The organism is Aromatoleum toluvorans, from assembly GCF_012910905.1.
Lineage (GTDB): Bacteria > Pseudomonadota > Gammaproteobacteria > Burkholderiales > Rhodocyclaceae > Aromatoleum > Aromatoleum toluvorans.
Genome location: NZ_WTVN01000002.1, coordinates 1 through 17,656 on the forward strand (window position 1 = coordinate 1; position 17,656 = coordinate 17,656).

20 protein-coding genes are annotated in these 17,656 nt (G+C 67.5%); 11 read left to right on the forward strand and 9 right to left on the reverse strand.

Annotated elements, in window-relative coordinates; genetic code table 11:
* Both GPA22_RS01715 and GPA22_RS01720 read right to left on the reverse strand, forming a co-directional pair.
* Nucleotides 1-466, reverse strand: a 466-nt coding sequence (locus tag GPA22_RS01715) for a glycine zipper family protein (protein ID WP_169254375.1), incomplete at its 3' end; no start/stop codon positions are given.
* A gap of 14 nt (nucleotides 467-480) precedes the next feature.
* Entirely contained in the window at nucleotides 481-882 is a 402-nt protein-coding gene (locus tag GPA22_RS01720; RefSeq protein ID WP_169254376.1) for a hypothetical protein, read from the reverse strand.
* 220 nt (nucleotides 883-1,102) lie between these two features.
* On the opposite strand from GPA22_RS01720, the gene GPA22_RS01725 reads away from it, so the two are divergent.
* Together GPA22_RS01725 and GPA22_RS01730 are read left to right on the forward strand one after the other, a co-directional pair.
* Nucleotides 1,103-2,506 carry an MFS transporter gene (locus GPA22_RS01725; RefSeq protein ID WP_169254377.1) on the forward strand — a complete coding sequence of 468 codons (1,404 nt, stop codon included), beginning with the start codon at nucleotides 1,103-1,105 and terminating at the stop codon, nucleotides 2,504-2,506.
* Nucleotides 2,507-2,625: 119 nt separating this feature from the next.
* Nucleotides 2,626-3,039, forward strand: coding sequence for a hemerythrin domain-containing protein (locus GPA22_RS01730; RefSeq protein WP_169254378.1), 414 nt, complete (start codon nucleotides 2,626-2,628; stop codon nucleotides 3,037-3,039).
* A gap of 18 nt (nucleotides 3,040-3,057) precedes the next feature.
* On the opposite strand, the gene GPA22_RS01735 is transcribed toward GPA22_RS01730, so the two are convergent.
* Nucleotides 3,058-3,567: a GNAT family N-acetyltransferase gene (locus tag GPA22_RS01735; protein WP_169254379.1), complete on the reverse strand. Its 510-nt coding sequence runs from the start codon at nucleotides 3,565-3,567 to the stop codon at nucleotides 3,058-3,060.
* 137 nt (nucleotides 3,568-3,704) lie between these two features.
* Between GPA22_RS01735 and GPA22_RS01740 the strand changes: the two genes are divergently transcribed.
* The 8 genes from GPA22_RS01740 to GPA22_RS01775 all read left to right on the forward strand — a co-directional run bounded on the left by GPA22_RS01740 (nucleotide 3,705) and on the right by GPA22_RS01775 (nucleotide 11,457).
* Nucleotides 3,705-4,607 (forward strand): fructosamine kinase family protein, encoded by a 903-nt coding sequence (locus tag GPA22_RS01740; RefSeq protein WP_169254380.1) that lies wholly within the window; start codon nucleotides 3,705-3,707, stop codon nucleotides 4,605-4,607.
* Nucleotides 4,608-4,692: 85 nt separating this feature from the next.
* Nucleotides 4,693-5,331: a thiopurine S-methyltransferase gene (tmpT, locus tag GPA22_RS01745; RefSeq protein WP_169254381.1), complete on the forward strand. Its 639-nt coding sequence runs from the start codon at nucleotides 4,693-4,695 to the stop codon at nucleotides 5,329-5,331.
* Between the two features lie 495 nt (nucleotides 5,332-5,826).
* Nucleotides 5,827-6,825: a LysR family transcriptional regulator gene (locus tag GPA22_RS01750; RefSeq protein WP_169254382.1), complete on the forward strand. Its 999-nt coding sequence runs from the start codon at nucleotides 5,827-5,829 to the stop codon at nucleotides 6,823-6,825.
* 151 nt (nucleotides 6,826-6,976) lie between these two features.
* Nucleotides 6,977-8,131, forward strand: coding sequence for an ABC transporter substrate-binding protein (locus tag GPA22_RS01755; RefSeq protein WP_169254383.1), 1,155 nt, complete (start codon nucleotides 6,977-6,979; stop codon nucleotides 8,129-8,131).
* Nucleotides 8,132-8,220: 89 nt separating this feature from the next.
* Nucleotides 8,221-9,102 (forward strand): branched-chain amino acid ABC transporter permease, encoded by an 882-nt coding sequence (locus GPA22_RS01760; protein ID WP_169254384.1) that lies wholly within the window; start codon nucleotides 8,221-8,223, stop codon nucleotides 9,100-9,102.
* Complete coding sequence (locus GPA22_RS01765; protein ID WP_246263999.1) at nucleotides 9,099-9,977, forward strand: branched-chain amino acid ABC transporter permease; 879 nt, start codon at nucleotides 9,099-9,101, stop codon at nucleotides 9,975-9,977. Before GPA22_RS01760 ends, GPA22_RS01765 begins: the two co-directional genes overlap by 4 nt.
* Entirely contained in the window at nucleotides 9,974-10,747 is a 774-nt protein-coding gene (locus GPA22_RS01770) for an ABC transporter ATP-binding protein (protein ID WP_211168880.1), read from the forward strand. The genes GPA22_RS01765 and GPA22_RS01770 overlap by 4 nt, the downstream gene beginning before the upstream one ends.
* Nucleotides 10,744-11,457: an ABC transporter ATP-binding protein gene (locus tag GPA22_RS01775; RefSeq protein WP_169254385.1), complete on the forward strand. Its 714-nt coding sequence runs from the start codon at nucleotides 10,744-10,746 to the stop codon at nucleotides 11,455-11,457. Before GPA22_RS01770 ends, GPA22_RS01775 begins: the two co-directional genes overlap by 4 nt.
* 185 nt (nucleotides 11,458-11,642) lie before the next feature.
* Here GPA22_RS01775 and GPA22_RS01780 read toward each other — a convergent pair whose 3' ends face one another.
* Nucleotides 11,643-12,227, reverse strand: a complete 585-nt coding sequence (locus GPA22_RS01780) for an HD domain-containing protein (RefSeq protein ID WP_169254386.1) — start codon at nucleotides 12,225-12,227, stop codon at nucleotides 11,643-11,645.
* Between the two features lie 37 nt (nucleotides 12,228-12,264).
* A complete protein-coding gene (locus GPA22_RS01785) occupies nucleotides 12,265-13,053 on the reverse strand; it encodes a class II aldolase/adducin family protein (protein WP_169254387.1) in 789 nt (262 codons plus the stop codon).
* A 63-nt stretch (nucleotides 13,054-13,116) separates the two neighbouring features.
* Between GPA22_RS01785 and GPA22_RS01790 the strand changes: the two genes are divergently transcribed.
* Nucleotides 13,117-13,845, forward strand: a complete 729-nt coding sequence (locus GPA22_RS01790) for a Crp/Fnr family transcriptional regulator (RefSeq protein WP_169254388.1) — start codon at nucleotides 13,117-13,119, stop codon at nucleotides 13,843-13,845.
* On the opposite strand, the gene GPA22_RS01795 is transcribed toward GPA22_RS01790, so the two are convergent.
* The 4 genes from GPA22_RS01795 to GPA22_RS01810 all read right to left on the reverse strand — a co-directional run bounded on the left by GPA22_RS01795 (nucleotide 13,785) and on the right by GPA22_RS01810 (nucleotide 17,644).
* Nucleotides 13,785-14,744, reverse strand: coding sequence for a ThuA domain-containing protein (locus GPA22_RS01795; RefSeq protein ID WP_169254389.1), 960 nt, complete (start codon nucleotides 14,742-14,744; stop codon nucleotides 13,785-13,787). The two genes, GPA22_RS01790 and GPA22_RS01795, sit on opposite strands and share 61 nt — an antisense overlap.
* Nucleotides 14,745-14,809: 65 nt before the next feature.
* The gene (locus GPA22_RS01800; RefSeq protein ID WP_169254390.1) at nucleotides 14,810-15,589 is read right to left on the reverse strand and encodes a TetR/AcrR family transcriptional regulator; all 780 of its coding nucleotides are present in this window, start codon (nucleotides 15,587-15,589) and stop codon (nucleotides 14,810-14,812) included.
* A 205-nt stretch (nucleotides 15,590-15,794) separates the two neighbouring features.
* Entirely contained in the window at nucleotides 15,795-16,730 is a 936-nt protein-coding gene (locus tag GPA22_RS01805; RefSeq protein ID WP_169254391.1) for a DMT family transporter, read from the reverse strand.
* Nucleotides 16,727-17,644, reverse strand: a complete 918-nt coding sequence (locus GPA22_RS01810; RefSeq protein ID WP_169254392.1) for an enoyl-CoA hydratase — start codon at nucleotides 17,642-17,644, stop codon at nucleotides 16,727-16,729. The genes GPA22_RS01805 and GPA22_RS01810 overlap by 4 nt, the downstream gene beginning before the upstream one ends.
* Nucleotides 17,645-17,656 lie beyond the last annotated feature (12 nt).

Consider the following 17,656-nt stretch of genomic DNA (forward strand, 5'->3'; position numbering starts at 1 on the left):
GAGTACTGCGATAGCGGTCCGGGCGGCCGGGCGAATAGCGGCCCTGCACCGGCACGCGATGGCCGCTCGCGTACATGCACTGCACGTAGGCGTGGTCATAACGCTGCTGGGCCTCGTAGCCGGACACTTCGGCCGCGCCGCTGCCCGCCGCACTGCCGATCAGCAGCCCGGTGCCGGCCCCCACTCCGGCGCCGCGGCCGCCATCGACGGCGGCACCGACGGCCGCGCCGATCGCCGTGCCGACCACCGCGCTGCGCACGCCGGCGTCGGCCGCCGCCTGCTCGGCGGAGCGTCCGCCGAGGTAATCGCGCGCGTACTGGCGACAGGCGGCGTCGTCGGCGCGGAACTCATTGAAGCTCGCACGGGTACCGGGCAGCACGAGCACGCTCGGCCCCGACGGCATCGACACACAGCCGGCCGTCAGTAGCGCAAGCGCGAGCGGCACGAAACGGAAACAGGTGCTCATGTTCGGATCCTCCCTCAGCGCGACGACCGCGGCTTCACGCGTTCCCAGCCGCCGGGGCAATCCTTGACGTCGGGGTAGTAGCCGGCCGGCCGGTCGCAGTAATACCAGTAGCTGCCCGCCGAGGAGCGGTCCGCGTCCGCTTCGTCCTCACGCTCGATATAGACGGGCGGCGATGACGGTACGGTGACGACCGGCGGATACGCGTAATAGGGCGGGTAATAGTAGGAGTAGGGATACGGCGAGTAGAAGGGCGAGTAATACGGCCCCGGCCACCCCCAGTGCAGCGGGACGCCGATGAAGAGGCCGATGCTCGAACGACTGTGCCCGCGGAACCGTCCGCGGTCGGCCGCAGCCATGTCCGGCAACGCGGATCCCAGCACCAGAAGCGCGACAAGCGCAAGTTTGAGCCACTTCATGATGGCCTCCCCTCGACGGGCTGACATTTCCTTAACGCACGAATCTCCTGAAAAGACCACAGCTTCGGCAAGGAATTCCCGCCGGCGTGACGGCGCCGCCCGCACCCGTCGTGACTGTTGTGATACAAATTGCTTGCCGTCAATCAATCAAACCAGTATCGTTTTCTGCAAAGAGGTCGCCCGTCCCGGAGCGAGCCGGCAATTCTCAGGAGACATGCCGATGCAGCAGCATTCCCATTCCTCGTCCGCCGTCGATATCGGCGGCATTCTCGACTACGGACCCTTCACGTCGATGCAGAAGCTCGTCGTGACGCTCGCCGCGCTGGCGATCGTGATGGATGGCTTCGACGGACAGCTGATCGGCTTCGCGATCCCGATGCTGATCAAGGAATGGGGCATCACGAAGGCCGCGTTCGCACCCGCCGTGGCCGCGGGGCTCGTCGGCATGGCGGTCGGCAGCGCCTGCGCCGGCATCGTCGCGGACCGCATCGGCCGGCGGCTGGTGCTGGCCGCGAGCGTGTTCCTGTTCGGCGCCGCGACGATCGCGATCGGTTTCGCGCCGGATGTGACGACGATCGCCGTGCTGCGCTTCCTCGCCGGGCTGGGCATCGGCGGCGCGCTGCCGACCGCCTCGACGATGACCGCGGAGTTCACGCCGGCCCGCCGACGCACGCTCGCCGTCACCGCGACCATCGTGTGCTACCCGCTCGGCGGCATGCTCGCAGGTCTCTTCGCCGGCGCGATCCTGCCCGTACTCGGCTGGCGCGGCCTGTTCTGGATCGGCGGCGCGGTCCCCGTCGCCTACAGCCTCGTGCTGCTCGCGCTGCTGCCCGAATCCGCCCGCTACCTCGCCCGCAAGACCGCCCGCTGGCCGGAACTGTGCCGGCTCCTGGCGCGCATGGCACGCCCTGCCGCACCCGGCACCGTGTTCGTCGATGCCGTCGAAGCCGGCGCCGGGCACGGCGCGGGCTTCGCGGCGCTGTTCCAGGCCGGCCGGGCACGCGACACGCTGGCGATCTGGGCCGGCTTCTTCCTCGTGATGCTCGCCACCTACACCGCCTTCAGCTGGCTGCCGACGATGCTGGCGGCCGAAGGCCTGCCCGCGACGCTGGCCGGCTCCGGCCTCACCGCCTACAACCTCGGCGGCGTGATCGGTTCGCTCGGCTGCGCACTGGCGATCACGCGCTACGGCTCGCGCTGGCCGCTGATCCTCGCCAGCATCGGCGCGGCGGCCAGCGCCTTCATGCTGCAGGGCGTCGATTTCTCGGCGAACACGACCTGGCTGATGATCGGCCTCGGGCTGCACGGCATGTTCGTGATCGCGGTGCAGGCGACGATGTATGCGCTGTGCGCCTACGTCTATCCGACCCTGGTGCGCGCGACCGGCACCGCCTCGGCGCTGTCCTTCGGGCGCCTCGGCGCGATCCTGAGCTCCTTCGCGGGCGCCGCGGTGATCACCTCGGGCGGCGCGTCGAGCTACCTGTCGCTGCTCGGCTTCTCGATGGTATTCACGCTCCTCGCGCTGGCGCTCGTGCAGCGCCATATCCCGGGCCTGCGCCGGCACGCGCCCGCCGCCGAACCGGCGATGCCCGACCCGGCCCTGGCGACCCGCAGCGCACGATAGCTGCCGTCCCGCGCGTATTCGACTAGGATATGTACGATGAGCGCTTTCCGAACGTCCCGGTACCGGGGGGTACCGGGCGGAAAGCGCCCGGCGCCCTGACGCGCCGGACGGAGGCGAACGTGATCGACATCAAGTGGGACAGCAAATTCGAGATCGGGCACCCGCGCATCGACGCCGAGCACCGGGCCTTCGTCGATCTCATCCGTGCGGTATCCCTCGAAGCCGAGCGCGACTGCCCCAAGGAAAAGGCGATGCGCCTGCTCCTCGAAGTGCGCAAGTACGCCGAGTTCCACTTCGTCAGCGAAGAGAACATCATGCTCGACATCGGCTACCCCGACTACGCCGAGCACCGCGAAGAGCACGCGTGGCTGCTGCGTCGGCTGGAAGACGAAGCCCACTCGTACTACACCGACAGCGCCCCGCTCGAGGAGCTGGCGCACTTCATGTTCAACTGGTTCGCGCTGCATACGACCACCGTCGACAAGAAGCTCGTCGCCAGCATTGCCGCGCACGAGGCCGCGGCAAAGACGTAGCGACCCGCGCGACGGACCTTACCGGGGCCGCTCGTCGTCGAGCTTCAACTGCAGGAAGGCGAGATCCAGCCAGCGGCCGAACTTCGTCCCGACCTCGGGCATCAGGCCGGTGCGCGCGAAGCCCAGCTTCAGGTGCAACGCGATCGAGGTCTCGTTGCCGGCCTCGATGCCCGCGACCATCACGTGCTTGCCGAGCGCGCGAGCGCGCTCGATCAGGGCAAGCATCAGCGCCTTGCCGATGCCCGCGCCGCGGCCATCCTGGTGCACGTACACCGAATGCTCGACGGTATGGCGATAGCCGTCGAACGCACGCCAGTCGCCGAAGCTCGCGTAGCCCAGCACCGCGCCGTCGGCGCCCGCCGCGACCAGCACCGGGTAACCGAGGGCCTGGCGGTCGGCGATCCACTTGCGCCGGTTCGCCGCGTCGACCAGCGTCTCGTTCCAGATCGCCGTGGTGTTGGCGACCGCGTCGTTGTAGATCGCCATGATGCCTTCCGCATCGTCCGCGCGCGCATCGCGAATTTCCATTTGCTCTCCTGAAGTGCGTTCCCGTGCCCGATCTTTCATCCGGCGAGGATCGCGCGGAGACGTGCAAATTGCTTCTCGCCGTGCCGCGCCGCCGTTGAAGTCGTAGACTCACACATCCACGAACGGAGAGCCAAGCGGTGGAACACCCTGAAAACCTCGGCGCCGACCTCGCCCGCGCCCTCAAGGCCGCGAGCGGCATCGATTTCGCGGCTGCCCGGCTGCGGCCGGTCGGCGGCGGCTGCATCCATCGCACGCGGGAAGTCGAAGCCGGCGGCCGGCGGTACTTCCTCAAGCTCAACCACGCCGCGACGCGGCCGATGTTCGAGGCCGAAGCCGACGGCCTCGCCGCGCTGGCGGCCTGCGACGCCTTCCGCGTGCCGCGCCCGCTCGCCTGCGGCGCCACCGACACCGAAGCCTTCCTGCTGCTCGAACACCTGGAGCTGCGCCCGCTCGCCAGCGCCGACGACGGCCGGCGCTTCGCCGAAGCGCTCGTCGCGCTGCACCGCGACACCGGCGAACAGTTCGGCTGGACGCGCGACAACTACGTCGGCGCGACGCCCCAGCTCAACACGCCACACGACGGCTGGGCGCGGTTCTTCGTCGACTGCCGCCTGCTGCCGCAGCTGCAGCTGGCGCGCGCGAAGGGCTACGCGGGCGCCGTCGGCCGCGACGCCGACAAGCTCCTCGAACGCATCCCCGCCGTCTTCCTCGACTACCGTCCGCGTGCGAGCCTGCTGCACGGCGACCTGTGGAACGGCAACGCGGCCATCGCCGCCGACGGCACCCCCGTCATCTTCGACCCCGCCGTCTACCGCGGCGACCGCGACGCCGACCTCGCGATGAGCGAACTCTTCGGCGGCTTCCCGTCGTCCTTCTACGCCACCTACCGCAGCGCCTGGGCGCCCGCCGAAGGCTACGAGCTGCGCAAGACGCTCTACAACCTGTACCACATTCTCAACCATCTCAACCTCTTCGGCCGCAGCTACTTCGGCCAGGCGGAGCGCATGATCCGCACGCTGACCGCGGAGCTGGTGCGCTGATGCGCCGGCAGATTCCGTATCGTCCGGGCCCGCCGCTCCACTAGACTAGAGGGTCCACAGCACCATCACCGCAGGGGCTTCGCTCATGGACGCCAACTTCTGGCACGCGAAATGGGAACGCAACGAGATCGGTTTCCACGGCAGTGAAACCAACCCGCTGCTCCTCGAACACTTCGATGCGCTCGCGCTCGCACCGGGCAGCCGCATCTTCCTGCCGCTCTGCGGCAAGACGCTGGACATCCACTGGCTGCTCGCCCAAGGCTATCGCGTCGTCGGCGCGGAACTGAGCGCGCTCGCCATCCAGCAGCTCTTTGCCGAGCTCGGCGTGGAACCGACGGTATCGCGCGTCGGCCCGCTCGATCACTACGCGGCCGAGAATCTCGACATCTACGTGGGCGACATTTTCAGCCTCACCGCGGAAATACTCGGCCCGGTCGACGCGGTCTACGACCGTGCCGCACTCGTCGCCCTGCCGCCCGGCGTGCGGCCGCGCTACACCGCCCACCTCGTCGCCATCACGCACGGCGCGCCCCAGCTGCTCATCTGCTTCGAATACGAGCAGGACCGGCACGCCGGGCCGCCCTTCGCGGTCGAAGGCGACGAGGTACGGCAGCACTACGAGGCTGCCTACCACCTGACCCGGCTCGTGCAGATCGACGTGCCGGGCGGCCTGAAAGGCAAGTGCCCGGCCACCGAAAGCGTCTGGATGCTCCGCCCGCGCTGACGCGACCGCGCGCCGACGCCCGGCAAGGGGTCACGGGCGGCCGGACGTTACCCCGGCTGCTATGTCCGCACCACTGTGTCGGGCGATATCTTCCGACCGTACGCTGGCGAGTGATGCGCACCTTCACACCCGCGGCGCAGGCAATGCGCTGACCACGCGGGCGCCCGTGGAAGGATCATTGTGCGCCGATCGCGGCGGGGATCGTGCAACTCGCGCAAGCACTCGGGCGAACACGACGCGGGCCAACGCCGCGCAATGCGGGTTGGCCCGGAAGGATCATCGCACGCCGGTGGGCGCAGCGTCCGGCGCTCGGCCGTTCCGGTGGGAAGGCCGGGCCGAGGCATCCTGGCGAGGTGTCGCCGGGGCCCGTCGCTTGTGGCGGCGGGGGGATGCATCGGCTGCGGATGGGTCCATTAGACCCGCATCGGCGCGATCTGAAAAATACAGAATCGCGATTGTTCGATCTATTTTCCAGATACCTCTACAATCCTCGGCATGGAATTGCGCCAGCTGCGTTACGTCATCGCGATCGCCCGCTCCGGCAGCCTGTCGAAAGCCGCCGAGCAGGTGTTCGTCGCGCAGTCGGCGCTGAGCCACCAGCTCGCGCAGCTCGAGGAGGAGCTGGGGACGCCGCTGTTCCACCGCTCGCGGCGCGGCGTGGAGCCGACCGAGGCGGGGCGCATCTTTCTCGCCCATGCGGCGGCGATCCTGCGGCAGGTGGAGGATGCGCGCGTCGCGGTGCAGACGGCGCGCGGCGAGCCGACGGGCAAGGTGGTGTTCGGCATTCCGCACAGCGTCTCCGCCGCGCTCGCGCTGCCGCTGCTGCAGGCGGTGCGCGAACAACTGCCGAAAGTCGAGCTGGAGCTGACCGAGGAGCTCACCGGCAACCTGATGCTGCAGTTGCGCAGCGGCCAGCTTCACCTCGCGGTACTGTTCGACGACGGCCTGATCGGCGAGTTCACGCGGCAGCCCTTGCTCGACGAGCGCCTGATGCTGATTTCGCCCGCGCAGGCGCCGGAGCGGCCGCGCCGGAAATCGGTCACCCTCGCCGCTGCGCTGGCGCTGCCGCTGATCCTGCCCGCGCCGCCGCACGGCGTGCGCCCCATCATCGAGCAGGCCGCGCGCGAGCATGGCTTGCCGCCTCCCAACGTGGTGGCCGACATCAGTTCGATCAGCATCCTGCGCACCAGCCTGCTGGCCGGCCTCGGCCACACGCTGCTGCCTCCGATGCCGCTGCGCCACGAGCTGGACGCCGGCCTGCTGCACGGCTGCGAGGTGGCACGGCCGACACTGGGCCGGCGCGTCGTGCTGTGCGCGTCGCGCCACCTGCCCTTGTCGGCGGCAGCGGAGGCGGTGGCCTCGCTCACCGGCCCCTTGTGCCGGGAACTCGCGCGTTCGGGACGATGGCAGGGCGCGACGCCGGTCGCGGAACCCGATCAGGACGGCGGATTCGCCCTGCCCGACAACACACAAAATGTCCATTTCTTGCGCTAAATCCACGCCTTGCGAATTCCGGCGCGGCGCGGCGGATGCATCCGGGCGCTGGATGGAGCCTGTCAACGTGTTTGCCTTGTAGGAAAGGGTACGGTTCAATGAGCGGCTGGCAGCAAGTTCCCTTAATCCAAACCAATTCGCTGGAGGACTTATGCAACTGATGTCCAAGACCCTCGTCGTTTGTGGCGCCCTCGCCTGTGCCGGCCTCGTTCACGCCGCCGACATCAAGATCGGTGTCGCCGAAGCGCTGACCGGCGGGGCGGCCCAGTATGGCGTCACCATCCGCAACGGCTTTCAGCTGGCCGCGGACGAAATCAACGCCAAGGGCGGCATCAATGGCAACAAGATCCAGCTCGTCATCGAGGACGAACAGGGCAAGAAGGAAGAAGGCATCAACGTCTTCAAGAAGCTGATCTTCCAGGACAAGGTGCTGATGATCTTCGGCCCCACGCTGTCCAACTCGATGTTCGCCGCCGGCCCGGTCGCCAACGCCGCGAAGGTCGTCGTCTTCGGCACCTCGAATACCGCGAACGGCATCACCGATATCGGCCCCTACGTCTTCCGCAACTCGGTGATGGAGTCCGACGTGCTGCCGGTCACCGTCGCTGCCGCGACCAAGCAGTACAAGCTGCAAAAAGTCGCCGTGATCTACGGCAACGACGATGCCTTCACCAAGAGCGGCTACGACGTCTTCAAGAAGGTGCTGGAAGAGCAGAAGCTGCCGGTCACCACGACCGAGACCTACGTCAAGGGTGACGTGGATTTCAAGGCCCAGCTCACGAAGATCAAGGCCTCGGCGCCGGACGCGGTGATCTGCTCCTGCCTCGCCGAGGAAGCCGCCAACATCATCCTGCAGGCGCGCGGCCTCGGCATCAAGGCGCCCTTCATCGGCGGCAACGGCTTCAACTCGCCGAAGCTGTTCGAGATCTCCAAGCTGGCCGGTGACGGCACCTTCGTCGGCAGCCCGTGGGCCAATACCAATCCGGCGCCGGTCAACAAGGCCTTCGTCGCCGAGTACCAGAAGAAGTACAACGCCGAGCCCAACCAGTTCGCCGCCCAGGCCTATGACGCGCTGTACATCGCCGCGGCGGCGCTGAAGGACGTCAAGCTCTCCGGCGACCTGAACGCCGATCGCGAGGCGCTGAAGAACGCGCTGCCCAAGGTGGCGATCAACGGCGTCACCGGCCCCTTCAAGTTCCGTCCGGCGAAGACCAAGGACGGCAAGCCCGGCGGCTGGGATGCCGACCAGAAGCCGTTCATCTACGTGGTCCAGGGCGGCAAGTTCGCGCTGCACGACGCCAAGTAAGCCGGCATACGCCAGGCATGCGGGGCCGATGAGAATCTGCCCCGCTTTGCTTTTGGCGCGACGTTTCGCTCCACGGACGGAATCTTCCGATGCTTGAACAACAACTTCTCAACGCGCTGACGCTCGGCAGCGTCTACGCGCTGTTCGCGCTGGGCTTCACGCTGGTGTTCGGCGTGCTGGCGGTGATCAATCTGTCGCACGGGGCGGTGTTCATGGTGGGCAGCTATGCCGCCCTGGCCCTCGTCACCCGCCTCGAGGCGCCGCTGTGGGCGGCCATGCTCGGCGCGATGCTGGTCAGCGGCACGCTGGGCCTGCTGGTCGACATGCTGATCCTCAAACCCCTGCGCGCGCGCAACGCGCCGCACCTGATCCCGATGATCGCCACGATCGGCGTCGGCATCATGCTCACGAGCACAGCGCAGGGCCTGTTCGGTGCGGAAATCCTGCGCTTCCCCGACGGCATCCTGCCCGCCGGCGAGTTCGTCGTCGGCGACGTGCATGTCCGCGCCCTGGAAATCGCCATCGTCGCCATCGCCTTCGTGCTCATGGCGGTGCTGTTCGCCGTGCTCAAGCGCACGCAACTGGGCCGCGCGCTGCGTGCCATTGCCGAGTCGCCGAAGGCGGCGTGGCTGCTCGGCATCAACGTCGAGCGCCTGTTCCACATCACCTCGTTCGCGGCGGCCGCGCTCGGCGGCATCGCCGGCGTGCTGATCGGCCTCAACTTCAACGCCATCACGCCGCAGATGGGCCAGCCCATCCTGCACAAGGGCATCGCGGCGATCATCCTCGGCGGCATGGGCGACATCCGCGGCGCGCTGTTCGGCGGCCTCTTCCTCGGCTTCGCCGAAGTCATCAGCAAGGCCTACCTGTCGAGCCAGATGGGCGATGCCGTTGCCTTCGGCCTGCTCTTCCTGATCCTGCTGGTGCGCCCATCCGGGCTCTTCGGCCGCAAGCTGGAGCGCAAGGCATGATGGACTGGCTCCCCGGCAACTTCAGCGATTTCTGGTCCACCTACAGCACCCTCGTGTTCTCGGTGGGCGTGCATGCCCTGCTCGCGCTGTCGATCTGGCTGACCCTCTCCTGCGGCCTGCTGTCGCTGGCGAATGCGGCCTTCATGGGCATCGGCGCCTACGTGTCGGCCCTGCTGACGCTGCATCTCGAATGGTCCTTCGGCACCGTGCTGCTCGCCGGCGGAATCGCCCCGGCCGTCGTCGCCCTGATCATCGGCGCGCCGGTGCTGCGCCTGTCGGGCGTCTATCTGGCGATGGCGACGCTGGCATTCGGCGAGGTGGTGCGCATCACGGTACTCAACCTCGAGATCACCGGCGGCCCGGAAGGCCTCAACGGCATTCCGCTCGCCACCGAGGGCTGGCACATCGCGTTGCTGCTCGCCCTGACCGTCTACGGCCTCGCCCGCCTGCGCCGCTCGAAGGTCGGGCGCGCCTTCGAGGCGATCAAGGAGGACGAGGTGGCGGCGCGCCTGATGGGCGTGGACGTCGATCGCTACAAGCTGCTCGCCTTCGTGCTCGGCGGCTTCATCGCCGGCATCGCGGGCGCGCTCAACGCGCACTTCACGTTCTTCATCAGCCCGCGCGAATACGGTTTCGAGAACGCCGTCGACATCCTGACGATGGCCGTCCTGGGCGGCACGTCCGGCCTCGTCGGACCGATGCTCGGGGCCTCCATCCTCACCCTGCTGCCGGAACTGCTGCGTTCGCTGCACGATTTCCGCTCGCTGGTGAACGGCGCCATCCTGGTGCTGGTCGTCCTCTTCCTGCCCAAGGGCATCTGGGAGCCACGCCGCATCCGGAACTGGCTGAATCGCAACAAGGGGAAGCCGGCATGAGCGCCAACCTGCTGTCCATCCGCAACGTCGGCAAGCATTTCGGCGGCCTGCACGTGCTGCACGACGTCAGCTTCGAAGTGCCCGCCGGCTGCATCTACGGCCTCATCGGGCCGAACGGCGCCGGCAAGACGACGGTCTTCAACCTGGTCACCGGCCTGCTCGCGCCGAGCAGCGGCAGCATCGACTTCCGCGGCGAAAGCCTGCTCGGCCTGGCACCGCATCGCATCACGCAGCGCGGCGTGGCGCGCACCTTCCAGAACATCCGCATCTTCAAGGAAATGGACCTGCTGGAAAACGTCATGGTCGGCCGGCACGAGCACCTGAAGTACGGCGGGGCCGGACTCTTCTTCAACACGCGGGCCTACCGTGCCGCGGAACGGCGCGCACGCGAACGCGCGCTCGAACTGCTGACCTGGGTCGGACTCGCGCACAAGGCTGACATGCTGGCCGACAACCTGTCCTATGGCGACCAGCGCAAGCTGGAATTTGCCCGCGCGCTGGCCACCGAGCCCAAGCTGCTGCTGCTCGACGAACCGGTGGCGGGGATGAACCCCGCGGAAAAGACCGTCCTGATGGAAGAAATCCGCAACATCCGCGAGCGCGGCTACGGGGTCTTCATGATCGAACACGACATGCGCTTCGTGATGGGCGTGTGCGACCGCATCGCCGTGCTGAACTTCGGTCGCATCATCGCGGAAGGCACGCCGGACGAGGTGCGCAACAACCCGGAAGTGATCGAAGCCTACCTCGGCAAGGAGGACGCAGCATGAGCGAGATCCTGCGCGTGCACGACCTCGCCGTGAGGTATGGCCACATCGAGGCCGTGAAGGGGCTGGACTTCCGGCTCAACGAAGGCGAGATCACCGCCCTGGTGGGTGCCAACGGCGCCGGCAAGAGCACGACCCTGCTGGCCCTGTCGGGGCTGCTGAAACCCTCGCGCGGCCGGATCGAATTCCAGGGGGAGGACATCACCCGCCTCGCACCGCACCAGATCGTCCAGCGCGGCGTGGTGCAGGTGGCCGAAGGCCGCGCCATCCTCACCACCCTGACGGTCGCCGAGAACCTCCAGCTCGGCGCCTATACGCGCCCGGACAAGGCCGGCGTCGGCGATTCCCTGGACGAGGTCTATCAGCTGTTTCCCCGGCTCAAGGACCGGGCCGCGCAGTTCGCCGGCAACCTTTCCGGCGGCGAACAGCAGATGCTGGCGATCGGCCGTGCGCTGATGGCGAAACCCAGACTGCTCCTGCTCGACGAGCCCTCGATGGGGCTGGCGCCGCTGATGGTCCAGGAAATCTTCCGCACCGTGTCCGAGATCAACCGGGCCGGCCTGACCATCCTGCTGGTCGAGCAGAACGTCCGCCAGGCTTTGAAGATCGCGCGTCAGGGCTACGTGATCGAAACCGGGAAGATCGTCCTGTCGGACTCGGGGGAGAACCTGCTGGCCAATCCCAAGGTCGAGGAGGCTTACCTCGGGGGGTAGGCAGGCGCTGGCGTAGCGGGAGGGAGAGCCGAAGCGAAAAAGCCACCGATTGGTGGCTTTTTCATTGAAGCGGCGCACCCGGGCCGACGTGCGTGGGCACTCGACTGAGGTGGCGCAGCTACCCGTCGGGTCGTCCCAGTCGCTTGATCAGCCCCTTCCGGCCATGATCGTGCGACAAAGCCCTATCAATACACAGTTCCTCCATCGCTCTTCTGGTACAGGGAGCGCCGAGGTTTCTTGAAGACCTGCCGCACCATGGGTTCGAAGAATTCGAGCGGCAGCGTTTCCGCGGCCGGATCGAAGGCGGGCGCGTCATAGCGGGCGCAGAACTCGGCAGTATGGCGAAAGTGCGGATGATCCTTGAAGCGGTCGCGCAGGTTGCGGTCGAGGCCGAGGTGATGGAAGAAGTAATAGCCCTGGAAGATGGCGTGGTGGGCGACCATCCAGTGGTTTTCCTCGCTGACGAAAGGCTGCAGCAGGGTCGCGGCGAATTCGGCGTGGTTGTAGGAGCCGAGCAGGTCGCCGATGTCGTGCAGCAGGGCGCACACGACGTATTCCTCGTCACGGCCGTCGCGGTGCGCGCGCGTCGCGGTCTGCAGGCAGTGGGTCAGCCGGTCGACGGGAAAGCCGCCGAAATCGCCCTCCAGCTGCTTCAGGTGCGCGAGCAAGCGATCCGGCAGCGCGGCGGCATAGGGACCGAAATGCGCGGTGATCCCGGCCCAGTCCTCGGCGGTGGCGTCCTTCAGGTTGGTAAAGCGGGTGGCGCTCATGAGGGTCCTCGCGGTGTTGACGTCGGGGCCGGCCCGATCAGAGCTGGTAGCCCGGGTTCACGCGGTCGAGACGACGCAGGAGGGCCGGCCAGGGCACCGATCCGTCGAGGTGCTTGCGGTGACCGCGCATCCGGTCGTTCATGGCGACGGTCAGGGTGACGGTCCTGTCCTCGACCTGCGGCGACACATGGGTCAGTTCCACGCCGCAGCTCAACGCCTTCACCTGGATCTCGCAGGTGCGCTGCAGCATGTACATCATCAGGAAGGTGTCGGCGACGGTCTCACCGCAGGTCAGCAGGCCGTGGTTCGGGAGAATCAGGTAGGATTTGTCGCCCAGGTCCTGCTGCAGCCGCGCCCGCTCGTCGGGGTTCAGCGCGACGCCTTCGTAGGGGTGATAGGCAAGGCTCGCGCGGATGAACACCGATTGCTGCGACAGGGGCAGCAGGCCGTCCTTGTGCATCGACACGGCGATGCCGTCGGCCGTGTGGGTGTGCAGCACGCAACCCACGTCCGCGCGCGCTTCATGGATCGCGCCATGAATGATGAAGCCGGCGGGGTTGATGTCGTAGGGGCTGTCGAGCAGCTTGTTGCCGGACAGATCGACCTTGACCAGACTCGACGCGGTGATCTCGTCGAACATCAGGCCGTAGGGGTTGATGAGGAATTCCTCGGTGCCGGGCACCTTCGCGGAGATGTGCGTGTACACCAGGTCTTCCCAGCGGAACAGGGAAACGAGGCGATAACAGGCGGCGAGCTCGACGCGCGTCTGCCATTCGAGGGGCGAAACCTGTTGCCGGACTTCGGGATGGACGAATGGTGTGCTCATTTGCGGATCTCTCTTCGGGGGTTGAGGATGTATAGGTGTTGTATCGGGGGAGTCTAGAGAGCGATGCCCTCCCCGACTGTCAAAGTCTTTACAGTCGCCGCCGATCGCGAGCGGCGGACGCTCCTGCTGCGCAATCCGATGTTCCGCGACCTGCCGGAAGCGGCCGTTGGCGCCGTGGTCGCGATGACACGCACGCGGCATCTGACGGACCATTCCCGGCTGTTCACGAAAGGTGACGTCCCCGACGGCATGTATGGCGTGGTGAGCGGCTGCATCCGCGCGACGAGCTCGACGGCCGACGGACGCGAGGCGCTGCTCGGACTCATGGAGCCGGGCTGCTGGTTCGGCGAATCCTCATTGTTCGACGGCCTGCCGCGCACCTACACCGCGGATGCCCAGGGCGACTGCGAGCTGCTGATGATCCCGCGCGAACCGCTCAACGCCCTGCTCGACGCCCAACCGCAGCTGTACCGCCATTTCGTGCCGCTGCTGTGCCAGCGCATCCGCCTCTCGACGCTGCTGCTGGAAAGCAATGCGCTGCTGTCACTCGAGGGCCGGCTCGCACAACGCCTGCTGCTGCTGGCGGAAAACGTGCTGCAGGGTGGCGGGGAGCCCCCGCGCCACATCCTGCACCTGTCGCAGGAAGACCTGAGCCAGATGCTCGGCACGAGCCGGCAGAGCATCAACAAGGTGCTGGGCGACTGGGAGCGTACCGGCCTGATCGAGCGCCACTACGGCGCGCTGACGCTCTCCGACCCGGCGGCGCTGCGCGCGCTGTGCGCCCCGCCCTGAGCGCATTCCGCCGCGCGCCGCTCGCGCGCCCAGGCTCTCGCCTCGGCCGAGCACGCCCAGCGGATGGCATTCGCGAGCACGCGCCGGAACGCGGGATTGCCGTAGGCCGCGGGACCATCGCCGAACTGCAGGTATACGATCGGGCTGTTGCGGTAGTGCTTCACCCATCCGACCAGGTTGCTGCCGGGCGCGTGAGTCCAGCCCGCATTCGAATTGAGCTGCCCGGCCAGCGCGAGCCGCGCCGAGAAGAAGTTCTCCGCGGTGAAGGAATAATCGCTGCGGAAGAGCGGCACCACGGAATCCTCGAACACCTCGAACAGGTAGGGCTCGTCGACGAGTTCGAAGGCTTCGACGCCGCGCGTGATCGGGTGATCGGCGACGGGCACGATGCGGTGGGCGGCATCGATGCGGTAACCCGAATCCGGCCTGTCCCGTCCGCGCGATTTCATCGGCAGGTAGAGGAATTGCCCGCCGACGATCTCCGCCCACTCCGGCCACGCGGGCCACGCCGCACAGGCATGGTGGAGGATGACGAGCGGGAAGCCCTCCTCCAGCATCGCGAGCAGACCGTTGCGGTAGGACTCGGGCGGCTCGTGGAAGACCGGCACCCCGTCGCCATGCCGCTTGAACTCGATGCCGGGCATGTCGTACAGCACATAGCAGTCGAAATGGCGGGCGATGGCCGGCGCGAACATGAGCTGCGCCGCCGGATGTTCGACGCCCGACCACTCGATCTCGGGGTTGTCCTCGAAGAGCGCGTAGAACGGATCGCGCGCGAAGGCATGGCCGCGCGTGACGACCAGGAGGTTGTGCTTAGTGCCGCGGGCCGGGAAGAAGGTCTGCCCGCCCTTGCCGCTGCGTCGCCGATGGTGGTCGGGGACCTCGTTGTCGGGCGTCATCGCCGCTCCGCTTGGTCAGTCGGCGGGCGGCGCGCACGCCACCCGCAGAGGGCCGCCGTGGCGGACTAGATGCCGGCCTTCTTGCGCGTGCGCGGGGCAGCCTTGGCACGCGTGGCACGCGGGCGCCGCGTTGCGACGATGGCCGGCTTCTTGAATTCTTCCAGGCTTTCCTCGGACGGGAAGACAAGCTCGCCGACACGGATCTTGCGCACCATGTCGGCCGTGAAGGCGAGCAGGATCCATTCGGTCGCGGGATCCTTCCACAGGTCGCGGCTCATCGTCAGCCCCTCGAGGATCGCGCGCGTGAGCCGGCGGGTGAGTTCGAGCTTGCGCATGTCGTCGCGCCACTCGGGGAAGACCTTGAGGAGCTCCTCCTTCCACACGAGGTCGTGATGGCGCGCGCGCGGCAGGAAGATCGCGCGCAACTCGCTGTTGGTGCGCGAGGCGACGCGCAGTTCGAGGTAGGCCTGGAACTCGCGGCTCTGGCACAGCTGCCAGTCGATCCCGATCGCGCTGTTGCGGCCGACGCGGTCTTCGTCCCGCAGCCGGACCACCGTCTGGCTGAACGCAGTCATGTGCTTGTAGAAGGCGTAGTCGATGACCGCCACGAGGAGATCCTGCCGCGTCGGGTAATGATGCAGCATCGCCCCGCGCGAAACCTTCGCGATCTCGCAGATCAGGTTGTTGGTCGTTTCGGCGTACCCATGGTTGGCGAGGCAGTCGAGCGTCGCCTCGAGGATGGTTTCGCGCGTCTCCGAACTCTTCCGCTCCTGCTGGCTGTCGGGCCGCGGCGCCAGCCCCTCTGGAGCGAGTTCCAGGATGGCGTTGGGAAGGTCATTGTTCATGGTCGGTTGCAGTCCAGGCAAAAACAGAAAGGGCTTGCGCCGGCGCGCGCGACGAACGCGCTCACGACGCAGGATTCAAACACAAGATGCGGCGCTTGACGATGCCTCGGACGGGCGGAGGGCTTGCGATCGCAACCCCCGATGTCCGACGCCCGGCCCGCGGTCCGCGAACGCGGCGACAGCCGCCAGGAGCGCACGGCACCGCTCATGCGGACTTGCACTCCACCACCCCGGGCGGCACTGCGCGTGCGGGTTTGAGCGCGCTCAATACGGTGCCCAGCAGCACCAGAATCATGCCCGCGAGGTGCCAGACGCTCAGCGGCTCGCCGAGCAGCAGGGCACCGAACGCGACGCCGAGGACCGGAACCCAGGCCATGTAGATGGCCGCACGCCCGGCGCCCATCGCGGCGACGCCGCGCGCCCAGGCGAGCGCGCCGAACGCCGTCGCGCCGACACCGGAAAACGCCACGACCAGCCAGTCGCGCCAGCCCAGCGTCTGCAGCACCGCCAGCGGAGACTCGATCACGGCTGCGCTGTGCACGCAAAGCGCCAGCGCACCGACCGCATACAGGAACACGTTGATCGCGAGCGGATTGCTTTCCCGCGACAGGCGCTGCAAGGCCAGCACGCCGCAGGCGAAGCTCAGCATCGAGCCGAGCACGAGCAGGTCGCCGAACGAGGGGCCGGCGAGCGCCGCGTGCGCTTGGTTGAGGACGACCAGGCACACGCCGGTCACCGCCAGCAGCGCGCCGGCGACGTAGCGGCCGGTCAGCGGCTTGCGGAACACCAGCGCCTCGAGGACGCCGTTGATCAGGGGATTCAGCGCTAGGATCAGGGCCGCATTGGTCGCGGTCGTCGTCTCCATGGCCTTCGCGAACAGCATCTGGTTGCCATACACGAGCAGCAGCGCACTGGCGCACGCGAGCAGCAGCATCCGTCCGCGCCAGCGCGGAAAGTGCTGGTGACTGAACAGCAGCAGCAGCGCCAGCGCGACCACGGCGCACACCATGCGCAGGCTCGCGACCAGGGTGAAGTCCATCACCCCGGCGAGCCATTTCACGGCGGTGACGTTCAGCGCCCAGACGACCATCGTGGCCATCAGGGCGAGGTGCAGGCCGGCAGTGACCGGGCGCGCGTTCATGCGGACGGTTCCTGCGTGGCGGCCTTGCGGTTCGCCTCCGCCATGCTGCGCGCGTCGTAGCCACCGGTGCGGTTGCCCGAGATCAGTTCGCTGTGGCTGTGCGCGAAGTGGTGCCAGGCGAAGGAGGCGTCCATGGCACTGCGCTTGCCCTGCAGGTCTTCGACGTGGTTGATGGCCTGCTTGGTGAGCGCGAGCCCCATGCGCGGCTGCTCGGCGATGCGGGCCGCGAGCACATAAGTGCCCTGCTCCAGCTCCGTGCGTGGCAGCACGCGATTGACCATGCCCATCTGGTACGCGCGTTCGGCGCTCATGCGGTCGCCGACAAACAGGAATTCCTTGGCGATGCGCGGGTTGAGCTCGTACGGGTGGGCGAAGTATTCCACGCCGGGAATGCCCATGCGCACGACCGGGTCCTGGAAGAAGGCGTCGTCGCTCGCGATGATCAGGTCGCACACCCACGCGAGCATCAGCCCTCCGGCGATGCACGCGCCCTGCACCATCGCGATGGTCGGCTTGGGCAGTGCGCGCCAGCGCCGGCACATCTCGAGGTACACCTCCTGCTCGCGCGCATAGAGGAATTCCCCGCCCGGCTTGTTGGTGTGGTCCCACCACAGGTGCGTGCGCTCGAACGGCTTGTTGATGTCGCGCCCCGGCGTACCGATGTCGTGCCCCGCCGAGAAATGCTTGCCCGCGCCGCGCAGCACGATGACCTTCACCGCGTCGTCATCGACGGCGCGCCGGAAGGCGGCGTCGAGCGCATAGGTCATCTGCGAATTCTGCGCGTTGTTGAAGGCCGGGCGGTTCATCGTCACGCTCGCGACGCCGTTCTCCACCGCGTACAGCACGGGCTCGGCGGTCTCGTAGGTCGACGTGTCCTCGCGCGTGACGAAGCCGGCTGGAGTATTCGTGGTCATCCTCGGATCCTT

What these genes read in the sequence shown, in the direction of transcription:
- GPA22_RS01720 (WP_169254376.1), bottom strand. Translation starts at nt 882, where the DNA reads ATGAAGTGGCTCAAACTTGCGCTTGTCGCGCTTCTGGTGCTGGGATCC.
- GPA22_RS01725 (WP_169254377.1), top strand. Translation starts at nt 1,103, where the DNA reads ATGCAGCAGCATTCCCATTCCTCGTCCGCCGTCGATATCGGCGGCATT.
- GPA22_RS01735 (WP_169254379.1), bottom strand. Translation starts at nt 3,567, where the DNA reads ATGGAAATTCGCGATGCGCGCGCGGACGATGCGGAAGGCATCATGGCG.
- tmpT (WP_169254381.1), top strand. Translation starts at nt 4,693, where the DNA reads ATGGACGCCAACTTCTGGCACGCGAAATGGGAACGCAACGAGATCGGT.
- GPA22_RS01750 (WP_169254382.1), top strand. Translation starts at nt 5,827, where the DNA reads ATGGAATTGCGCCAGCTGCGTTACGTCATCGCGATCGCCCGCTCCGGC.
- GPA22_RS01755 (WP_169254383.1), top strand. Translation starts at nt 6,977, where the DNA reads ATGCAACTGATGTCCAAGACCCTCGTCGTTTGTGGCGCCCTCGCCTGT.
- GPA22_RS01760 (WP_169254384.1), top strand. Translation starts at nt 8,221, where the DNA reads ATGCTTGAACAACAACTTCTCAACGCGCTGACGCTCGGCAGCGTCTAC.
- GPA22_RS01765 (WP_246263999.1), top strand. Translation starts at nt 9,099, where the DNA reads ATGATGGACTGGCTCCCCGGCAACTTCAGCGATTTCTGGTCCACCTAC.
- GPA22_RS01770 (WP_211168880.1), top strand. Translation starts at nt 9,974, where the DNA reads ATGAGCGCCAACCTGCTGTCCATCCGCAACGTCGGCAAGCATTTCGGC.
- GPA22_RS01775 (WP_169254385.1), top strand. Translation starts at nt 10,744, where the DNA reads ATGAGCGAGATCCTGCGCGTGCACGACCTCGCCGTGAGGTATGGCCAC.
- GPA22_RS01780 (WP_169254386.1), bottom strand. Translation starts at nt 12,227, where the DNA reads ATGAGCGCCACCCGCTTTACCAACCTGAAGGACGCCACCGCCGAGGAC.
- GPA22_RS01785 (WP_169254387.1), bottom strand. Translation starts at nt 13,053, where the DNA reads ATGAGCACACCATTCGTCCATCCCGAAGTCCGGCAACAGGTTTCGCCC.
- GPA22_RS01790 (WP_169254388.1), top strand. Translation starts at nt 13,117, where the DNA reads ATGCCCTCCCCGACTGTCAAAGTCTTTACAGTCGCCGCCGATCGCGAG.
- GPA22_RS01795 (WP_169254389.1), bottom strand. Translation starts at nt 14,744, where the DNA reads ATGACGCCCGACAACGAGGTCCCCGACCACCATCGGCGACGCAGCGGC.
- GPA22_RS01800 (WP_169254390.1), bottom strand. Translation starts at nt 15,589, where the DNA reads ATGAACAATGACCTTCCCAACGCCATCCTGGAACTCGCTCCAGAGGGG.
- GPA22_RS01805 (WP_169254391.1), bottom strand. Translation starts at nt 16,730, where the DNA reads ATGAACGCGCGCCCGGTCACTGCCGGCCTGCACCTCGCCCTGATGGCC.
- GPA22_RS01810 (WP_169254392.1), bottom strand. Translation starts at nt 17,644, where the DNA reads ATGACCACGAATACTCCAGCCGGCTTCGTCACGCGCGAGGACACGTCG.